At 65.7% G+C, this 17,018-nt stretch carries 14 protein-coding genes; 8 read left to right on the plus strand and 6 right to left on the minus strand.

Annotated elements, in window-relative coordinates; genetic code table 11:
* Window positions 1–2 precede the first annotated feature (2 nt).
* Both CO669_RS30565 and CO669_RS30570 read left to right on the plus strand, forming a co-directional pair.
* Window positions 3–2,528 carry a circularly permuted type 2 ATP-grasp protein gene (locus CO669_RS30565; protein ID WP_097665652.1) on the plus strand — a complete coding sequence of 842 codons (2,526 nt, stop codon included), beginning with the start codon at window positions 3–5 and terminating at the stop codon, window positions 2,526–2,528.
* Window positions 2,525–3,403 (plus strand): transglutaminase family protein, encoded by an 879-nt coding sequence (locus tag CO669_RS30570; RefSeq protein WP_097665653.1) that lies wholly within the window; start codon window positions 2,525–2,527, stop codon window positions 3,401–3,403. The genes CO669_RS30565 and CO669_RS30570 overlap by 4 nt, the downstream gene beginning before the upstream one ends.
* Before the next feature lie 478 nt (window positions 3,404–3,881).
* On the opposite strand, the gene CO669_RS30575 is transcribed toward CO669_RS30570, so the two are convergent.
* The 5 genes from CO669_RS30575 to CO669_RS30595 all read right to left on the minus strand — a co-directional run bounded on the left by CO669_RS30575 (window position 3,882) and on the right by CO669_RS30595 (window position 8,999).
* Window positions 3,882–4,706: a phosphodiesterase gene (locus CO669_RS30575; RefSeq protein ID WP_097665654.1), complete on the minus strand. Its 825-nt coding sequence runs from the start codon at window positions 4,704–4,706 to the stop codon at window positions 3,882–3,884.
* A gap of 65 nt (window positions 4,707–4,771) precedes the next feature.
* Window positions 4,772–6,046: an ABC transporter substrate-binding protein gene (locus CO669_RS30580; protein WP_097665655.1), complete on the minus strand. Its 1,275-nt coding sequence runs from the start codon at window positions 6,044–6,046 to the stop codon at window positions 4,772–4,774.
* Window positions 6,047–6,074: 28 nt separating this feature from the next.
* Window positions 6,075–6,911 (minus strand): carbohydrate ABC transporter permease, encoded by an 837-nt coding sequence (locus tag CO669_RS30585; RefSeq protein ID WP_097665656.1) that lies wholly within the window; start codon window positions 6,909–6,911, stop codon window positions 6,075–6,077.
* Complete coding sequence (locus CO669_RS30590; RefSeq protein ID WP_097665657.1) at window positions 6,908–7,855, minus strand: carbohydrate ABC transporter permease; 948 nt, start codon at window positions 7,853–7,855, stop codon at window positions 6,908–6,910. The genes CO669_RS30585 and CO669_RS30590 overlap by 4 nt, the downstream gene beginning before the upstream one ends.
* Window positions 7,848–8,999, minus strand: a complete 1,152-nt coding sequence (locus CO669_RS30595) for an ABC transporter ATP-binding protein (protein WP_097665658.1) — start codon at window positions 8,997–8,999, stop codon at window positions 7,848–7,850. Before CO669_RS30595 ends, CO669_RS30590 begins: the two co-directional genes overlap by 8 nt.
* A 151-nt stretch (window positions 9,000–9,150) precedes the next feature.
* Here CO669_RS30595 and CO669_RS30600 point away from each other — a divergent pair, with 151 nt between their 5' ends.
* The 6 genes from CO669_RS30600 (at window position 9,151) to CO669_RS30625 (ending at window position 15,892) form a co-directional block, all read left to right on the plus strand.
* Window positions 9,151–10,050 (plus strand): LysR family transcriptional regulator, encoded by a 900-nt coding sequence (locus CO669_RS30600; RefSeq protein ID WP_097665659.1) that lies wholly within the window; start codon window positions 9,151–9,153, stop codon window positions 10,048–10,050.
* Between the two features lie 220 nt (window positions 10,051–10,270).
* Complete coding sequence (locus CO669_RS30605) at window positions 10,271–11,098, plus strand: HD domain-containing protein (RefSeq protein ID WP_097665660.1); 828 nt, start codon at window positions 10,271–10,273, stop codon at window positions 11,096–11,098.
* A 57-nt stretch (window positions 11,099–11,155) separates the two neighbouring features.
* A complete protein-coding gene (locus CO669_RS30610; RefSeq protein ID WP_097665661.1) occupies window positions 11,156–12,055 on the plus strand; it encodes an alpha/beta fold hydrolase in 900 nt (299 codons plus the stop codon).
* A gap of 137 nt (window positions 12,056–12,192) precedes the next feature.
* Entirely contained in the window at window positions 12,193–13,404 is a 1,212-nt protein-coding gene (locus CO669_RS30615; RefSeq protein ID WP_097665662.1) for an ABC transporter substrate-binding protein, read from the plus strand.
* A 170-nt stretch (window positions 13,405–13,574) separates the two neighbouring features.
* Window positions 13,575–14,789 carry an acyl-CoA dehydrogenase family protein gene (locus tag CO669_RS30620; protein WP_097665663.1) on the plus strand — a complete coding sequence of 405 codons (1,215 nt, stop codon included), beginning with the start codon at window positions 13,575–13,577 and terminating at the stop codon, window positions 14,787–14,789.
* A gap of 140 nt (window positions 14,790–14,929) precedes the next feature.
* Window positions 14,930–15,892: an alpha/beta fold hydrolase gene (locus tag CO669_RS30625; RefSeq protein ID WP_097665664.1), complete on the plus strand. Its 963-nt coding sequence runs from the start codon at window positions 14,930–14,932 to the stop codon at window positions 15,890–15,892.
* Window positions 15,893–15,997: 105 nt separating this feature from the next.
* On the opposite strand, the gene CO669_RS30630 is transcribed toward CO669_RS30625, so the two are convergent.
* Complete coding sequence (locus CO669_RS30630) at window positions 15,998–17,008, minus strand: SphA family protein (RefSeq protein WP_502694533.1); 1,011 nt, start codon at window positions 17,006–17,008, stop codon at window positions 15,998–16,000.
* Window positions 17,009–17,018: the final 10 nt, after the last annotated feature.

Raw genomic sequence — 17,018 nt, forward strand, 5'->3', positions numbered from 1 at the left:
GCATGGCCGAGGGCGCAGCCGAAGAGAACGACAAGGCGGGCAGGGCGCAGGCTCCGCGTGAAGGCCAGCGCCGGTTCGCGCAATGGGTCCGCGACTATCGCCGCCTGCCTGGTATCCCTGACGAGTTCCTGGGCCCCGACGGCGCCCCGCGCGCGGTCTGGAGCCGCTTTTTCGATGCCTTCGGCGCGCTCGCCCCCGACGAGATCGAGCGACGATTCGGCATGGCCGATCGCCACCTCCGCGAGGCCGGTGTCACCTACCGTGCCCCCGGCGACAGCGCCGACCGACCCTGGTCGCTGAGCCACCTGCCGCTTTTGATCGGCGAGGCCGATTGGCAGCAGCTATGCGCCGGCATCACCCAGCGCGCCGAGCTGCTCGAGCGCGTGCTGCGCGACATCTATGGCGAGAGCCGGCTGGTCGCCGAGGGGGCGCTGCCGGCGGCCGCGATCGCCGGCAGTCCCGAATACCTGCGTCCCGTCTGCGGCGTGCCGCCGCCGGGCGGGCGCTATCTGTCGATCTATGCCGCCGATGTCGGCCGCGGACCCGACGGGCGCTGGTGGGTGCTCGGCGACCGCACCCAGGCGCCGTCGGGGGCGGGCTACGCGCTGGAGAACCGCCTGGTGCTCTCGCGCGCCTTCTCCGACCTCTACAAGTCGATGAACGTGCCGCGCGTCGCGCCGTTCTTCGAGGCGTTCCGCGACAGTCTTCGCGCACGCGCCGACCGCGACGAGCCGCGCATTGGCGTGCTGACGCCCGGCAGCTTCAGCGAGACCTATTTCGAGCACGCCACGCTGGCGCGCTATCTCGGCTTCCTGCTGGTCGAGGGCGACGATCTCGCCGTCAGCGACAACCGCATCCACATCCGGACCGTCGCCGGCCTCAAGCGGCTCGACGTGCTGCTGCGCCGCGTCGATTCCAATTCGCTCGATCCGCTCGAGCTCGATGCCTCCTCGCATCTCGGCGTGCCCGGCCTGATCGACGTGTTGCGCAAGGATGGCGTCGTCGTCGCCAACATGCCGGGCTCCGGCGTGCTGGAGGCGCGGGCGCTGCTCGGCTTCCTGCCGGCGCTCAGCCGCCGCCTGCTCGGCGAAGAGCTGAAGATGCCGCATATCGCGACTTGGTGGTGCGGCCAGCGCAGCGCGCGCGAGGAGGTGCTGGCGCGGCTTGACGAGGTCGCGATCGAAGGCGCCTACCGGCGCGGCGTGCCCGGTCTCGACCGCGCGGGGCCGGTGCTCGCGAGCGAGCTGGATGCCGGCGATCGCCAGCGCCTGGTCGACGCCATCAATACGCGCGGCATGGACTATGTCGGCCAGGAGGTGGTGCGGCTCTCGACCATGCCGGTGTGGGAGCAGGGCCAGATCACGCCGCGTCCGTTCGTGCTGCGCGTGTTCGCCGCGGCAACGCCGGACGGCTGGGCCATCATGCCCGGCGGCTTCTGCCGTATCGCCGAACAGGCCGACGCGCGCGCGGTGTCGATGGGCGACGGTGCGCGGGCCGCCGACGTCTGGATCGTCTCCGACAAGCAGGTCTCGACCGCGACCTTGCTGCCGGCGACCGACAAGGTCCGCATCCGCCGCATCGCCGGCGTGCTGCCGAGCCGGGCCGCCGACAATCTGTTCTGGCTCGGCCGCTATCTCGAGCGCGCCGAGGCGACGCTGCGCCTCGTGCGCGCCTTGGGCTCGCCGAGCGGGCCCAACAAGGGCACCGCGGCCTCGCAGCAAGCCGCCGAGCGCATCCAGCGCCTGCTGGTGGCCTGGGGGGCGGTCTCGCAGACATCGCGCACCGCGCCGGGACGCATCGTCGCCGAGGCGTTGCAAAGCCCGGACCGGTTCGGCTCGGCGCTGTCGCTGGTGCGCGCGGCACAGCGCACGGCGACCTCCTTGCGCGAGCGGCTGTCGCCCGACGCCTGGCAGGTCATCACCGAGATGGCCGAGCGCCTCGCCTACGAGGTCGAGGACGACGACAGTGTGGTGAGCGCGGCAGAGCTGACCTTGCAGGAGCTGGCGAGCCTGGCCGGCCTTGCGCAGGAGAACATGAACCGTGCCGCCGGCTGGCGCTTCCTCGACATCGGCCGCCGCACCGAGCGCGCCATCAACACCATGCGCTTCACGCGCCAGTTCGCCTATGACGAGGCCGGCGACGAGGATCTCGATATCCTGCTGACGCTGGTGGATTGCCAGATCACCTACCGCTCGCGCTATCTGCTGGCGCCGATCCTGGCGCCGGTGCGCGACCTTGCCGTGCTCGACGGCTACAATCCGCGTTCGGTGGCATTCCAGGTGACGACGCTGAACGAGCACATCGCCGCGCTGCCGAGCCTGAAGGAGCACGGCCTGATCGAGAAGCCGCAACGGCTCGCGGTGGCGCTGCAGGCGACGCTTGCAACGGCCGAGGCCGAGAAGCTCGAGGTCAAGACGCTGTTCGCGCTGGAGCAGGACCTGCTCAGCCTCGCGGATGCGATCGGGCAGCACTACTTCCCGCACGGTCCCAACGCGGCCCGGCCGGAAAAGCTGACGGGGCTGGCGTGATCTACGACATCCGCCACGTCACCACTTACGAATACGAGAACCCGGTCAGCTTCGCCCGCTGCACGCTGCGGCTGGAGCCGCGCAGCGGCGACGGCCAGGAGCTGATCTCGCACCGTGTCGAGATCCGTCCGCGCCCCGCCGAGCGCACCGTGCGGCGCGATTTCTTCGGCGCGCTGACCGAAAGCATCGTGATCGAGGCCGCGCATCGCAACTTGCGGATCGACTCGCGCTCGCGCGTCTCGGTGTCGCGCCAGCCGCCGGCGCGCGATGCCGCAAGCCCGCCCTGGGAGAGCGTTCGCGACATCGCCTTCGAGGCGACCAGCCTCGGGCCGGCCTCGCCGGTCGGCTATGTCTTCGCGAGCCCGCTTGTGCCGGTGCTGCGTCCGGTCAGCACCTATGCCGCCGAGAGCTTTCCGCCGGGCACTGGCATCCTCAAGGGTGCAGTCGATCTGATGCACCGTATCCGCACCCAGTTTCGCTACGATCCGAAGGCGACGGTGATCTCGACGCCGCTCACCGAGGTCTTCGACAAGCGCCACGGCGTCTGCCAGGACTTTGCCCATGTGATGATCGCGGGCCTGCGCGGGCTCGGCCTGCCGGCCGCCTATGTCAGCGGATATCTGCGTACCATTCCGCCGCCGGGCCAGCCGCGCCTGCAAGGCGCGGACGCCACCCACGCCTGGGTGTCGCTGTGGTGCGGAGAGAAGCTCGGCTGGGTCGATTTCGATCCGACCAACGATCTCCTGGTCGGCAACGACCACATCGTGCTCGCGGTCGGCCGCGACTTCTCCGACGTCTCGCCGGTCGACGGCATCATCGTCGGCTCGCCGAAGCAGAAGCTGGGCGTCGCCGTGGATGTGGTCGCGGTGGAGTAGGGCGTACTCATAAGCGTCGGCTTGGCAACGCAAGGCGGAAGTCGGCCATTTTGAATGTGATCGGCAGCTTTTGACCCAAAGCGGACCTGTGTGGGAGCCTTATCCTAGTTCGTTTTTGGCCATTTCCATGTAGCTATCAGATACGCGGAAAGACCCAAAATTGCGGCCCACAGTACGATCCGAATCGGCTTCGACTCGCCGCCATCGACGAGGCCGTATAGCGTCAGGAGAAAGTAAACGACTCCGCATCCTAGCAGGGTCCATTTCAACGCGCCTCTCGACATTGCAGAACCCAATCAATCCCCGACCGCGTCAGTTTGCCCATCTCTTTCATACCATAGCGATTTCGGACTGTGGCCCATCTTCGACCTAAGGTGATGGACGCCAACGCGCAGCTATCAGAGGCGGAGCGGACCTTACAAGAAGTGCAGCGCGGGTTTTTGAAAGTATGCCGCTGGAAGCGGTCTTCGTTTGCCGATCACCGAACCATGGTCTCGCGATCCCAGGCCTGATAGTCGGGCGAGCCTTCGATGCGGATCGGACCCTCGTAGCCGTATTCCACCATGTGCACGGTCACATAGTCGTCCCCGAAGAACACGACGCCATAGGATTGCGGCAGGTCGGACGCGCTCAGCAATTTGGTCTCGGAGAACAGCGGGTAGCTCGCGTGATTGGTGCCCCGCAGCGACGAGACGGGAACGCCTGCGACCGAACCGGCTAGCGGCAAATGACAATGCCCGAAGAAGACGTGACGGATCTTTGACCGGTTGCGGCCAAGGACACGCCGGAACGGAGCGTCGTCGAGCAGGCGGATCTGGTCGAGCGGGGCGAGATGCACCGGCATCGGGTTATGGTGCATGAACAGCAGGAACGGCCCGTCATGCTCGGCAAGCCGCGCCTCGAGCCAGCCGAGGCGCTCGTCGCAATAGCGGCCGGCATGCGTCTCCGGATGGGCGGTGTCGAGGAACAGGCAGCGGCCGGCGGCGGTATCGTGCACGCCCTGGACGAAGCCGTTCTCGTCGGCGAGTTCGGGGAACACGCCGAGGAAGGCGTCGCGCCGATCGTGGTTGCCGATGCACAGCCGGACCGGCAGCGGATATGCGTCGAGGCGCTGCTTGAGCCAGTGATAGTCGGCGGCATCGCCCCAATCCGAGAGATCGCCGGTGATCACCAACACCTCGGCGTCGTGATGGTCTTTCAGGGCGTGCGCGAGCGCCCGCTCGAAATTGGCGCGCGGATTGCGGCCGCCGATGGTCGCGCCGGGCGCCGTCAGGTGAATGTCGCTCAGATGCAGCAGCTTCATCGTTCGTCTCCATTCTTGCGGCACGGGGCGCCGTGGCGCCCCGTGCTTGGCTGACGTCGTGATGCTCAGCGCGCGGCGCCGGTGGTCTTCGGCAGCAGCTTCTGCACATCCGCCGTCATGTCGGCGAGGACGGCGTCGGGCTCATTGGCGCGGGCGCCCGAGATGATCGCGTTGAGGTGATCCTTGATCACGTCGGTGATCTTCAGGCCGTTGTCGCCGGGGAAGGCGTACCATTTGGTGAGCAGCGGGAGCTGGCCGACCGCGGTGTAGTTGTTGGGGTTCTTGACGTAGAAGTCCTTCAGATAGACCTCGTTGGCGACCTTGTTGGGCGGCATGTAACCGGTGGTCTCCGCCATGATCGCTGCGCCCTTGGGGCCGGTCCAGAACTTCACCGCTTCCCAGGATGCGTCGCGCTTGGCCTTGTCCTTGGCGAGGATCAGCACGACATTGCCGCCGGCCGGCAGCCGGCCGTTCGGGGAAGCCACGTCCGGGAACGGGATCGTCTTCAACGCGAACTTGCCGCCGGTCATCTGGGTGACCTTGTTGAGGTCCGAGGTCGAGGTGACGTGAAAGCCGGTCTTGCCGGTCGCGAACGCCGCGCGCATCGACGGCTGGTCGAGATTGGGCATGCCGCCCTCGTTGACGAGCCGCGCGATCATGTTGATGGCGAACTTGCCTTCCGGTCCGTCGAACGCGACCTTGGTCTCGTCGGCATTGAGCATGGTGCCGCCCCGCGCGAAGACCGGGGCCTGCCACAGCCAGTTGCCGGTGATGTCCCAGGCATAGGTGACGCCGTTGGTGTCGCTACCGAGCGCCTTGATCTTCTTGGCGAGCGTGAGCAGCTCGTCCCAGCTCTTGGGCAGATTGTCCACGTCGCCGCCGGCCTGCTTCACGAGGTCGAGATTGACGTAGACGATGGGCAGCGAGATCGCGAAGGGAAGGGCGTAGACTTTTCCGCTGGCGGTGCCGATGTCGTACATCGCCTGGTGGAAGCCCTGCTTGTCGAAGTCCTTTTCGGCCGCGATGTAGCCGTCGAGCGGGGCGGGGATGTTCTTGTCGACCAGGACGCGGATGCGGTTCAGGCCCTGGAAGGACACGTCGGGCATCTGATTGGTGACGGCTTCGCGCAGCACCTTCTGGGTGCCGTCTTCGTAGGATTCGTAAGGCGCCCGCATGGTGACCTTGATCTCCGGGTGCACCTTGGCGAACTCCTCGGCGATGCGCTTGTGGGTCTCGGTGAACAGCTCCGGATAGGGATACTGCATCACGATCTCGGTCTGCGCGAGCGCAGAGCCGGCCGCAAGCGACAGAGCCGCCGCGGCGATGATGGACTTCAGCATGGATAGACTCCTGTTTGAGTTGACGCGGTTACTTGATCCCGGTGAGGGTGATGCCCTCGATGAAGCGGCGCTGGGCAAAGAGGAAAGCGATGACGAGCGGCGCGATGATCACCATCGCCGCGGCCATCAGCGGGCCGTAACTGGTGCCGGCCTCGTTGTTGCGGAAATGCGCGACCGCAAGCGGCGGCGTGCGCAATTGCTCGCTGTTGAGCACGATCAGGGGCCAGAAATAGTCGTTCCAGTGCGCGACCACGGAGAAGATGCCGAAGGCCGTCACGGCCGGGATCGCGGCCGGCAGCATCACCCGCCAGACGATGCCGAATTCGGAGATGCCGTCCATGCGCGCGGCATCGACGAGATCGTCCGGCACGGTCTTGAAGAACTGGCGCATCAGGAAGATGCCGAACACCGAGATCGTGAAGGGCAGGACGAGCGCGGCATAGCTGTCGAGCAGGCCGACCTTGTGCAGCAGCAGGAAGACCGGGATCGCGGTCGCCTGCGGCGGGATCAGGATCCCGAACAGAACCAGGGCAAACAGCGTCTCGCGGCCGAGGAAGCGAAGTTTCGCGAGCGCGTAGGCCGCCGGCAGCGCCACCATGACCTGCAGTACGAAGATCGAGACCGTGACGATGACGCCGTTGAGCAGGAAGCGCAGCAGATTGGCCTTGGCGAAGGCCTCGCGCAGATTGTCCCACAGCGCGAACTGGTGCGGGATCAGATGCAGCTCGCTGGAGAAGATTTCGGTCTGCGGCTTGGACGCGGTCGAGATCATCCAGATGAAGGGCGCCAGCATCAGCGCGGCGCCCGCGATCAGGAGCAAATGGCGAAGGATCGCCCGGAGCGTGACGGAATGCGTGTGGCTCATGTGTAATGCACGCCGCGATCGGCGAGCCTCGACTTGATCAGTGTGAGCGCGAGGACGAAGACCAGGAAGACGACCGTGATCGCCGCGGCGTAGCCCGAACGGAAGAACTCGAAGCCTTCCGTGTACATGGTATGGATCAGGACCTCGGTGGATTTGGACGGACCGCCCTTGGTCAGCACATGCACCGTGTCGAACACCTGGAACGAGCGGATGCCGGAGATCACGACGACGAAGGTCGTGACCGGTCCGAGCATCGGCCAGGTCACGAGGCGGAAGCGCGCCCAGCCGCTCGACGCGCCGTCGATTTCGGCCGCTTCGTAGAGTTGCTTGGGGATGGAGACGAGGCCGGCGAGAAACAGCACCATGTTGAAGCCGACCGCCTGCCAGATACCGATCGCACACAGCGCATAGAGGGCGGTGCTGCGGTCCTGCAGCCAGGCGAAGGCCGGCAGGCCCGCGCCGCGCAACAGTCCGTTCACCAGGCCGAATTGCGGATGCAGCATGAATTCCCACACCACCGCCATCGCGATCAGGGTCGCCATCACGGGCAGGAAATAGATCGTCCGATAAAGGCTGCGCAGGCTGGTGCCGCTCTGGATCAGGAGCGCGATCGCAAGGCCTGCGATCACGGCGCCGGGCACCACGACCACGACATAGGTCAGGGTGTTGCGCAGCGCGGTCCAGAACACCTTGTCGGCGAACAGGTCCTGGTAGTTGGCGAGCCCGATCCAGGAGAAATGCGGCGCGCCGAGCTGATAATCGGTGAAGGAGAGGGCGATCACGCCCGCGAGCGGACCCAGCAGCATGACCAGCATGAGCGCCGCGGCCGGCGCCACCAGCGCGTAGGCGGCGTATGTGCGCCGGCTGCCATGAACCGGCAGCGACCGCCTTGCGGCGCCGGCGGGGACAATGGCCGCGTCAATGGTCATCGAACCGTCAGACATGAGCCGGCTCTCGGACGCGCTCGGATTGCTCCGCCCGCAGCGGAATCCGCTTTCCCGCGGGATCGAAAACCTGCACGGCGTCGGAGGCGAAGCCGAAGGCGACGGGACTGCCCATCGCAGGCAGGTGCCTGACGTCGGCGAGCCGCGCGATCAGGCGCAACCCGGCGCCTTCGATCGCAAGGTGCACGAAGGCCTCTGCACCGAGGTTTTCCAGATGGACGACGCTTCCGGAGAACGGTCCTGTGCCGAGATCGATCCGCTCGGGGCGCACGCCGACACGGCATTCGCCCGCAGTCGCGCCGCACGCGAGCCGCAGAGCGGATCCGAGCACGTCGATGCCGCCGTCCTTCCTGACACGGCCGGGAAGGATGTTGATCTTGGGACTGCCGATGAATTCGGCGACACGGATGTCGCGGGGGTCGTTGTAGATCTCCGCGGGCGTTCCGACCTGAATCAGTTCGCCGCCCATCATGACGGCGATCCGGCTCGACATGGTCATCGCCTCGGCCTGGTCGTGCGTGACATAGACGAACGTGGCCTTGAGGCGGCGATGCAGCTCGGCGAGCTCGGCGCGCATGTGGACGCGCAGCTTTGCGTCGAGATTGGAGAGCGGTTCGTCGAACAGGAAGGCGAGGGGCTCGCGCACCATGGCGCGTCCGACTGCGACGCGTTGCCGCTGCCCGCCGGACAATTGCCCGGGCTTGCGCCGCAGCAATGGCGCGATATCGAGCTGCTCGGCGATGGCCGTGATGTCGGCGCGGATGCCCCGTTCCTTGGCGCGTCGGCCCGGCAGCAACGGGCCGAGCAGCGGCAGCCGTTCGATCGCGGAGAGGCGCCGCATCCGCAACGGCACGGCAATGTTGTCGAAGGTACTCAAATGCGGATAGAGCGCATAGGACTGGAAGACCATCGCGAGATTGCGCGCGCTCGGGCGAATGCCGTCGACAGGGCGGCCGTCGATATGGACCTGGCCGGAATTCTGCGGCTCCAGTCCGGCGATGATGCGGAGCAGGGTCGACTTGCCGCAGCCGGAAGGACCGACCAGCGAGATGAACTCGCCGTCCTCGATCCGGAAATCGATGCCTTTCAGGACGTCGGTCCCGTCGAAGGATTTGCGGATCGTGGAAAGCTCGATTTGCGCCATGCGCGCGGGTCCCCTGCTGCCTGTTGCGGCGCACGAGGAGTAGGGACGGCGTCTGACATTCACATAACGGTTAATGGCGTTGCTTATGTTGATCCCAGGTTTTGCTTTTGCTGCATCCTGAAGCCGGGATGCCGGTCTTGGAGTTGTTGTCGTGGCGTTGACGTCGTCGCGTGTCCGGGCGGTCAATGCGGTGTTCGACACCGGCAGCTTTGCCGCCGCGGCCAGGAAGCTGGGTGTGTCGCAGCCCGCCGTCGCGCAGTTGGTGCGCGATCTGGAGGCCGAGTTCGCCGTTGCGCTGTTCGACCGGCACGGACAGAACCTGATCGCGACGCCGTTGTGCCGGCGACTCTACGCTGCAACGAACCGTCTGCAGGCGCTCGAGGCGGATGCGCTGGCGATCCTGGAGCAGCGCGATGAGCTGTCGGGAGGCGAGCTTCGGATCGGGCTCGGCAACGCCATGCCGGGCATGGCGTTGATCGCGGCCTTTCGCAATCTGTATCCGAAGATCCAGATCAATATCGAGATCGGGAGCTGGTCTGCGATCATGGCGGCGGTGGTCGACCAGCGTGTCGACGTCGCCGTGCTGCCGGAGGTGCCGCAGGACAATCGCTTCCGTCGCGAGCCCTGCGTGCAGCAGCGCGTCGTCGCGATCTGCCATCCCGTTCACGACCTCAGCCGGGAATCGCGCGTGTCCGCCGTCAGCCTGATGCAATATCCGCTGGTGTTTCGAACCCGGGATTCCGCGACCCAGCGCGTCGTGGACAGGGCATTTCGCGCGGTCAATCTGCGTGCTGCTCCGGCGATCGTCGTCAACACGCGTGAGGGCATGCTGGAGGCGGTCGCCAATCGGCTCGGTGTCGGCTTCGTCTGGGAGCACGGCTCGAGCCGTATCGATCGCATCGCCAAGGTGGCGATCGCGGAAATCGAGGCGGAATCGCCCGAATACATCTTCTCGCTGGCCGGCAAACGCGGCAAGCTGGTCGAGTTGTTCTATCTGGCCAGAAGTCTTTCGCGCTCGGCGGACGGCGCCGACATCCTGTCCGCCCCGTGAAGCGATCGGCAGGCCGGCTCTTCCCGGTCGATCGCCTTCAGGCTGTGGCGGGATCATAGCACAACTGAGATGTTGCGCGGCGGGAATGTAACATATTTACGAATTTTTTGATGGGGAGTTTGGTCACTCGGCCCAAGATGGGCTATGCTGGTGTTGCGTCGAGAACAACAGAGACGTCGGGAGATGGCATGGGACACCGGCGGCAGACGGGGCTGCATCCATGATAACCCTACCCAGACTGGCCGCTGAATCCCTGGAGGAGTTCCTCGGCAGGTTCATGCGTCGCCGGTACGATGAGACGTCTGCCAATATCGTCGAAAGCGCGACCCGCACCGCGATGGAATGCATCGGCAATAGCGATGCGCTCTATCACAATATCGAGCATACGATGCTGGTGACGCTGGCGGCCCAGGCCATCCTCCGCGGACGAAGTCTTCATACCCATCTGTCGGCCGAGGATTACGTCCATGTTCTGATCGCCTGCCTCGCCCACGACATCGGCTATGTGCGCGGGCTGTTCGAGGAGGACGATTCCGACGGTTTCGTGATCGACGCGGCCGAAAACAAGATCTCGTTGCCGCGCGGCGCATCGGACGCGAGCCTGATGATGTACCACGTCGACCGCTCGAAGCTGTATGTGACGCGACGGCTGCGGCATATCCCCGGGCTCGATCCGGAACGCGTGGCCCGCGCCATCGAGGGAACGCGCTTTCCCGCCCGCGAGGGCCAGGAATATGACGACGAGGCCTCGATCCTGCGCGCGGCCGACTTCATCGGCCAGCTCGGCGATCCCAACTATCTGCGCAAGGCCAACGCGCTGTATTACGAGTTCGAAGAGGTCGGCATGAACCGTCAGCTCGGGTACGACTCGCCGGCCGACATCGTGAACCGCTATCCACAGTTCTATTGGAACAGCGTCGCACCGCACATCCAGACCGAGATCGGCTATCTCAACAAGACCGAGATCGGCCGGCAATGGATCGCCAACCTCTACAGCAACGTGTTCCGCGCCGAGCGCGACATCTCGCTGTCCGGTCCGCAGAGATAGCGGTGACCTTAGCCCGGAGAGCGAAGCGATACGGGCTACCAACTCCGTGAATCAACCATGCAAGAAAAAACCGTCACCACGGACGTCCTCGACATCGCCTATCGCGAATACGGCGCGCCCGACGGCTGGCCCTGCATCATGGGCCACGGCTTTCCCTATGACGTGAACGCCTATGCCGAGGCCGCGCCTGTTGTCGCCGAGGCCGGCGCGCGCGTTCTCGTGCCCTGGCTGCGCGGTTACGGGCCGACGCGCTTCCGCTCCGCCGGGACGCTGCGCTCGGGCGAGCAGGCCGCGCTCGGCGCCGATCTGCTGGCCTTCATGGATGCGCTTGGTATCGCGCGCGCCGTCGTCGGCGGCTATGACTGGGGCGGCCGCGCGGCCTGCGTGGTCGCAGCGCTCTATCCGGAGCGCGTGATCGGGCTGGTCAGCGGCAATTCCTACAACATCCAGAACATCGCCCGCGCCATGGAGCCGGCCTCGCCGCCGCAGGAGGCGGCGCTCTGGTATCAATATCTCTTCCACAACGAGCGCGGCCGCCGTGCGCTCGAGCGCAACCGGCGCGGCTTTGCGCGCCAGCTCTGGGCGATGTGGTCGCCGACTTGGAAATTCGACGACGCCACGTTCGAGAAAAGCGCGATGTCGTTCGACAACCCCGATTTCGTCGACGTCGTGATCCACTCCTACCGCCACCGCTACGCGCTCGTCGCGGGCGATACCGCCTATGCCGCCATCGAGGCGAAGCTGGCCGGCCAGCCGCCGATCCGGGTCCCGACGATTGCGATCGATGGCGACAGCGACGGCGTCAATCCCGGCACCATCAGTCACGCGCGCAAGTTCGAAGCCGCGTTCGAGCGGCGCGTCTTCACCGATGCCGGTCATAATCTGCCGCAGGAGCGGCCGGCCGAATGGGCGCGGGCCGTGATCGACGTGCATGAGCTGGCGACGCGATCGCGCTGAGACGCAGCCACGCGATCAGCAACTCGACGCAAGACCACCTTGCGGAACTCCGCTGAGCTGACGCGCTGACACAAAAGGCAGCACGCCGCGCGTTCGCCTCATGACGTCGCGCGGACGAAAATCATCGGGGAGAAACCATGAAAGCCGCTTTGGTCCTGGCCGCAGCCCTGGCTGCCGCCTGCCTGTCGACGCCAGCCGCCGCGCAGAAATCCTACGGCCCCGGTGTCAGCGACACCGAGATCAAGATCGGCAACACCATGCCCTATAGCGGGCCGGCCTCGCCGCTCAGCATCACAGGCCGGGTGATCGCGGCCTATTTCGACGAGGTCAACGAGAAGGGCGGGGTCGGCGGCCGCAAGCTCAACCTGATCTCGCTGGATGACGCGTTCTCGCCGCCCAAGACCATGGAGGCCGCGCGGCGCCTCGTCGAGGGCGATGGCGTCGCCTTCATCTTCGCCACCATGGGCACGGCGCCGAGTTCGGCGATCGCAAAATACCTCAACAGCAACAAGGTGCCGCAGATCTTCCTGATCAGTTCGGCCTCGAAGTGGAACGATCCCGCCAACATGCCCTGGTCGATCGCGCTGCCCTGGGCGCCGAACTACACCAGCGAGGCCGCGATCGACGTCGCCTATGCCCGCGCCAAGAACCCGAACGCGCGCTTTGCGGTGCTCTACCAGAACGACGACGCCGGCAAGGAATATCTGCGCGGCGTCAAGGAAGCCCTCGGTGCCGATGCCGACAAGGCGATCGCGATGGCCTCGAGCTTCGAGGTCACGGACCCCACCGTCGATTCCCAGGTGCTGACGCTGGCGAGCACCAAGGCCGACGTCTTCATGATCTATTCGGTGACGCCGCGCGCCTGCGCGCAGGCGATCCGGAAAGCTCACGAGGTCGGCTGGCAGCCGACCCGCTTCCTCGCGAGCGGCTGCGCCAACAAGGCGACGGTGATGGTGCCGGCGGGCCTCGACGCCGGCAAGGGCGTGCTCTCGCTCGGCTCGCTCAAGCCCTTCGTCGAGCAGCCGAAGGACGATCCGGCGATGACGGCCTATGTCGACTTCATGAAGAAGCGGCTGCCGAACGCGGACGTCAACAACGTCGCCGGCCTCTACGGCTACACCGTCGCCGAGGCATTGGTGGTGCTGCTCAAGCAGTGCAAGGATAATCTGACGCGCGAGAACATCATGGCGCAGGCGGCGAACCTGAAGAACGTGCCGCTGTCGCTGCTGATGCCCGGCATCACGCTCAACACCACGCCGCAGGATTTCCGCCCGATCAAGGACGGCTACATGTTGCAGTTCGACGGCAACGACTGGGTGGTGGCGAGCGAGCTGCTGAAAGGGACGTGAGGCGGGAAGCGGAGTAAGGGCGCGCTCCCTCCGCGAATTCGGAATCGTAGGGTGAGCAAAGGCGTCCTTGCGCTGTGCCCACGGTCGCTCAAGATGGAAGCAGGAACGTGGGCAAGCTTCGCTTTGCCCACGCTACGAGACTAACGCGGTCGGCGAGCGGGAGGATCAAAATGGACTTTCACCACTCCGCCCGTTCGCTGGAGCTGCAGGAGCGCGTCCGGCAGTTCATGCGGGCACATGTCGAGCCGGTCGAGGAGCTCTATTACGAGCAGGTGAAGCCGGAGGCTTCGCGCTACAAGACGCCGCAGATCCTCCAGGATCTGAAGCGGATGGCGCGCGAGCAGGGGCTCTGGAACCTGTTTCTGTCCGGCGAGCATGGTCCTGGTCTCACCAATCTCGAATACGCGCCCGTCAAGGAGATCATGGGCCGCATCCTCTGGGCGCCCGAGGTGTTCAACTGCTCGGCGCCCGATGTCGGCAACATGGAGGTGCTCGCCAATTACGGCACCAGGGCGCAGCAGGAGCGCTGGCTGAAGCCGCTCCTGGCGGGGAGCATCCGCTCCGGCTTCTCGATGACCGAGCCGCAGGTCGCCTCCAGCGATGCCACCAACATCCAGTGCGCCATCACGCGCGATGGCGACGACTACGTAATCAACGGCCGCAAATGGTTCACATCAGGCGCGATGAACGAGGATTGCGAGATCCTGATCGTGATGGGCAAGACCTCACCCGACGATCCCGACCGTCATCGCCAGCAATCCATGATCCTGGTGCCCAGGAACACGCCCGGCGTGAGCATCGTGCGCGACATGCTGACCTACGGCTATGACGACGCCCCGGCCGGCCACCCCGAGATCGTCTACGACAACGTCCGCGTGCCCGCGGAAAACATCCTGCTCGGCGAAGGCCGCGGCTTCGAGATCGCGCAGGGGCGGCTCGGGCCCGGCCGCATCCACCATTGCATGCGGCTGATCGGTTGCGCCCAGCGCGCGCTCGAATTGATGTGCCAGCGCGCCGTCTCCCGCGTCGCCTTCGGCAAGCCGCTGGCTGAACAAGGCTCGGTACGCGAGGACATCGCACACTCCTTCTGCGAGATCGCACAGGCGCGGCTGCTGACGCTGCAGGCCGCCGACAAGATGGACCGCGAAGGCAACAAGGCCGCGCGCGATTTGATCGCCGCCGCCAAGATCGTGGTGCCGAGCATGGCCGCCCGCGTCATCGACCGTGCCATCCAGATCCACGGCGCCGCCGGCGTCTCCCAGGACACGTTCCTGGCCCGCGCCTATGTCTACGCCCGCTTCATCCGCATCGGCGACGGCCCGGACCAGGTGCACCTGGCCGCGGTGGGGAAGGAACTGATCAAGCGGAGCGGGGTGATGGGATAACGCACAGCTTTCGGGCGATCGCGCAAAAACTGGTGCTCGCGTCTGGTCAGAAGGTAGCGTGGTATGCTTTGATGCCCTGAATCATTTGGTGCGTCACTGCCGACGTTGTTGCGCTCGGCACAAGAGCGAGCAGGTCGACAATGCGCAGTTTTGTCCCCCGCGGCCGGCCGTCCGGCGCGCGATCCGTCCTGGCCATTTTCGCCGCCATCGTGACGATCCTGGTCATTTGCAGCGGCCGACCCGCGCTTGCGGCCGTCGAGCCCTTTCCCGCGGATTTCAAAATCCAGCGCATCTCGGTCAACGGCGTCACCCTGCATGTCCGCGTCGGCGGGCACGGGCCGGCGGTCGTGCTCCTGCACGGCTTCGCCGACACCGGCGACATGTGGGCGCCGCTCGCCAAGGCGCTCTACAAGGACCACACCGTGATCGTTCCGGACCTGCGCGGCATGGGGTTGTCGTCCCAGGCCGCCGGCGGCTACGACAAGAAGACCCAGGGCGTCGACATCGCCATGGTCATGGACAAGCTCAAGGTCCAGAAAGCCGATCTGGTGACGCACGACATCGGCAACATGGTGGGCTACGCGCTCGCGGCGCAATATCCCGATCGTATCACCAAATGGGTCGTCATCGATGCGCCGCTGCCCGGCATCGGTCCCTGGGACGAGATCCTGAAAAGCCCGATGCTCTGGCATTTCAACTTCCGCGGCCCCGACGTCGATCGCCTGGTCAAGGGCCGCGAGCGCATCTATCTCGACCGCTTCTATAACGACCTGTCGGCCGATCCCAAGGCCATCGACGAGGCGACGCGTAAGCATTACGCGAAGCTCTACGCCCGGCCCGGCAACATGCATTACGCCTTCGAGCAGTTCGCGGCGTTCGGGCAGGACGCCAAGGACAACAAGGTTTTCGCCGCGACCAAGCTGACCATGCCGATCCTCGCGCTCGGCGCCGAAAAGTCCTTTGGCGAGCAGCAGGCTGCGGTCATCCGCGAGGTCGGCACCAAGGTCGACGGCGGCATCATCACCGGCTCCGGACATTGGATCATGGAGGAGCAGCCGGCGCAGACCGTGAGCAAGGTGCGCGCGTTCCTCGACGGGAAATGACGCGCGCCACACTTTTCTCGCCCGGGCCGATGTCGACGTCGCTTCATCCGCGCCGCGGTGGCAGTTTGTCAGGCGTGGCAGGGGACGGACCCGAATGCCGGCCCGCTACTTCCGCTGCTTCGGTTTGCTTGAGGGTTCTGGCGGCGCCGCGGAGACGGCGAATGTCACCCAGGTGCTCCATGTCGAAGCCCGGTTCTCGACCTCCACGTCCTTGTAGCCCTTGATATTCAGATATCCCTGATAGCCATCGGACATCGGGATGATGAAGCCGACCTGAGGCCCAATTCCGATCGCCCGCCCCCGGAAGCCGCCGAGCTTGGCCCCGGGACCGCTGTCATCGGTGATCTGCTGGTAGAAGTAGCCGGCAATGCCGATCTGGAAGTTCTTGCTCAGGAACTGCGAGGCCGCCCAGTCGACGTGGAAGTCGATGCCGTTCTGATACTGCAGATACGGGTTCATCAGATTGTAGGTGACGCCGGCGACCGCCGAGAATTCGTGGCCGGTCTTGGGATCGAAATACGTGTAGCCGCCGCCGACGTCCCACGCGACGAAGCCCAGATTGAGGTTGGCGAGGCGGTTCGGATCGTAGGTGCCGCTCGGGATGTTGCTGGTGATGTAGACCATCTCGCTGTGCACGCCCTGGTTCCACTTCAGCGCGCCCTGGTAATAGACGTCCGACAGCGTCGTCCGGTTGTCCGTCACGGCCCCGGAGATGGCGTTACCGCGTGGCCCGGTTAGCGTGGCATCGACGCCAAGCCCGACATTGCCGGGGGCGGTGACGATCCCGAAGGATGCCTGGCCGCCGAGAACCGGCGTCGGCGAGACGTAGGTAATTCCCAGCGCCAGGGCATCGCCATGCGCGTTCAAGCCCGCGACGACCGAGCCGCGCGCGCCGTTGCTGGTGACGAAGTTCTGCGAGGCGCCTGCATTGGCTTGCAGATGCAGATAGATCGACGCGTAGGCCCAACCCGGCACGGTCGGCGTCGCGGCGAGGCTGCCGAATATCCCGGGAAGCCAGAACCCGACGCCTCCCGCATCGGCGAAAGCGGGGGAGGGAATGGCGGCGACGGCCCAGCCGAGGGTCGCCATCAGCGCGCAACGTGCCCTTTTGCTCATGATGCTCTCC

It is taken from the genome of Bradyrhizobium sp. Y36 (assembly GCF_002531575.1).
Classification (GTDB): Bacteria; Pseudomonadota; Alphaproteobacteria; order Rhizobiales; family Xanthobacteraceae; genus Bradyrhizobium.

Bases quoted from the DNA above. Each gene is read 5' to 3' on its own strand.
- CO669_RS30565 (WP_097665652.1), top strand. From the start codon at position 3: ATGGCCGAGGGCGCAGCCGAAGAGAACGACAAGGCGGGCAGGGCGCAG.
- CO669_RS30620 (WP_097665663.1), top strand. From the start codon at position 13,575: ATGGACTTTCACCACTCCGCCCGTTCGCTGGAGCTGCAGGAGCGCGTC.
- CO669_RS30590 (WP_097665657.1), bottom strand. From the start codon at position 7,855: ATGTCTGACGGTTCGATGACCATTGACGCGGCCATTGTCCCCGCCGGC.
- CO669_RS30585 (WP_097665656.1), bottom strand. From the start codon at position 6,911: ATGAGCCACACGCATTCCGTCACGCTCCGGGCGATCCTTCGCCATTTG.
- CO669_RS30625 (WP_097665664.1), top strand. From the start codon at position 14,930: ATGCGCAGTTTTGTCCCCCGCGGCCGGCCGTCCGGCGCGCGATCCGTC.
- CO669_RS30610 (WP_097665661.1), top strand. From the start codon at position 11,156: ATGCAAGAAAAAACCGTCACCACGGACGTCCTCGACATCGCCTATCGC.
- CO669_RS30575 (WP_097665654.1), bottom strand. From the start codon at position 4,706: ATGAAGCTGCTGCATCTGAGCGACATTCACCTGACGGCGCCCGGCGCG.
- CO669_RS30605 (WP_097665660.1), top strand. From the start codon at position 10,271: ATGATAACCCTACCCAGACTGGCCGCTGAATCCCTGGAGGAGTTCCTC.
- CO669_RS30615 (WP_097665662.1), top strand. From the start codon at position 12,193: ATGAAAGCCGCTTTGGTCCTGGCCGCAGCCCTGGCTGCCGCCTGCCTG.
- CO669_RS30580 (WP_097665655.1), bottom strand. From the start codon at position 6,046: ATGCTGAAGTCCATCATCGCCGCGGCGGCTCTGTCGCTTGCGGCCGGC.
- CO669_RS30630 (WP_502694533.1), bottom strand. From the start codon at position 17,008: ATGAGCAAAAGGGCACGTTGCGCGCTGATGGCGACCCTCGGCTGGGCC.
- CO669_RS30595 (WP_097665658.1), bottom strand. From the start codon at position 8,999: ATGGCGCAAATCGAGCTTTCCACGATCCGCAAATCCTTCGACGGGACC.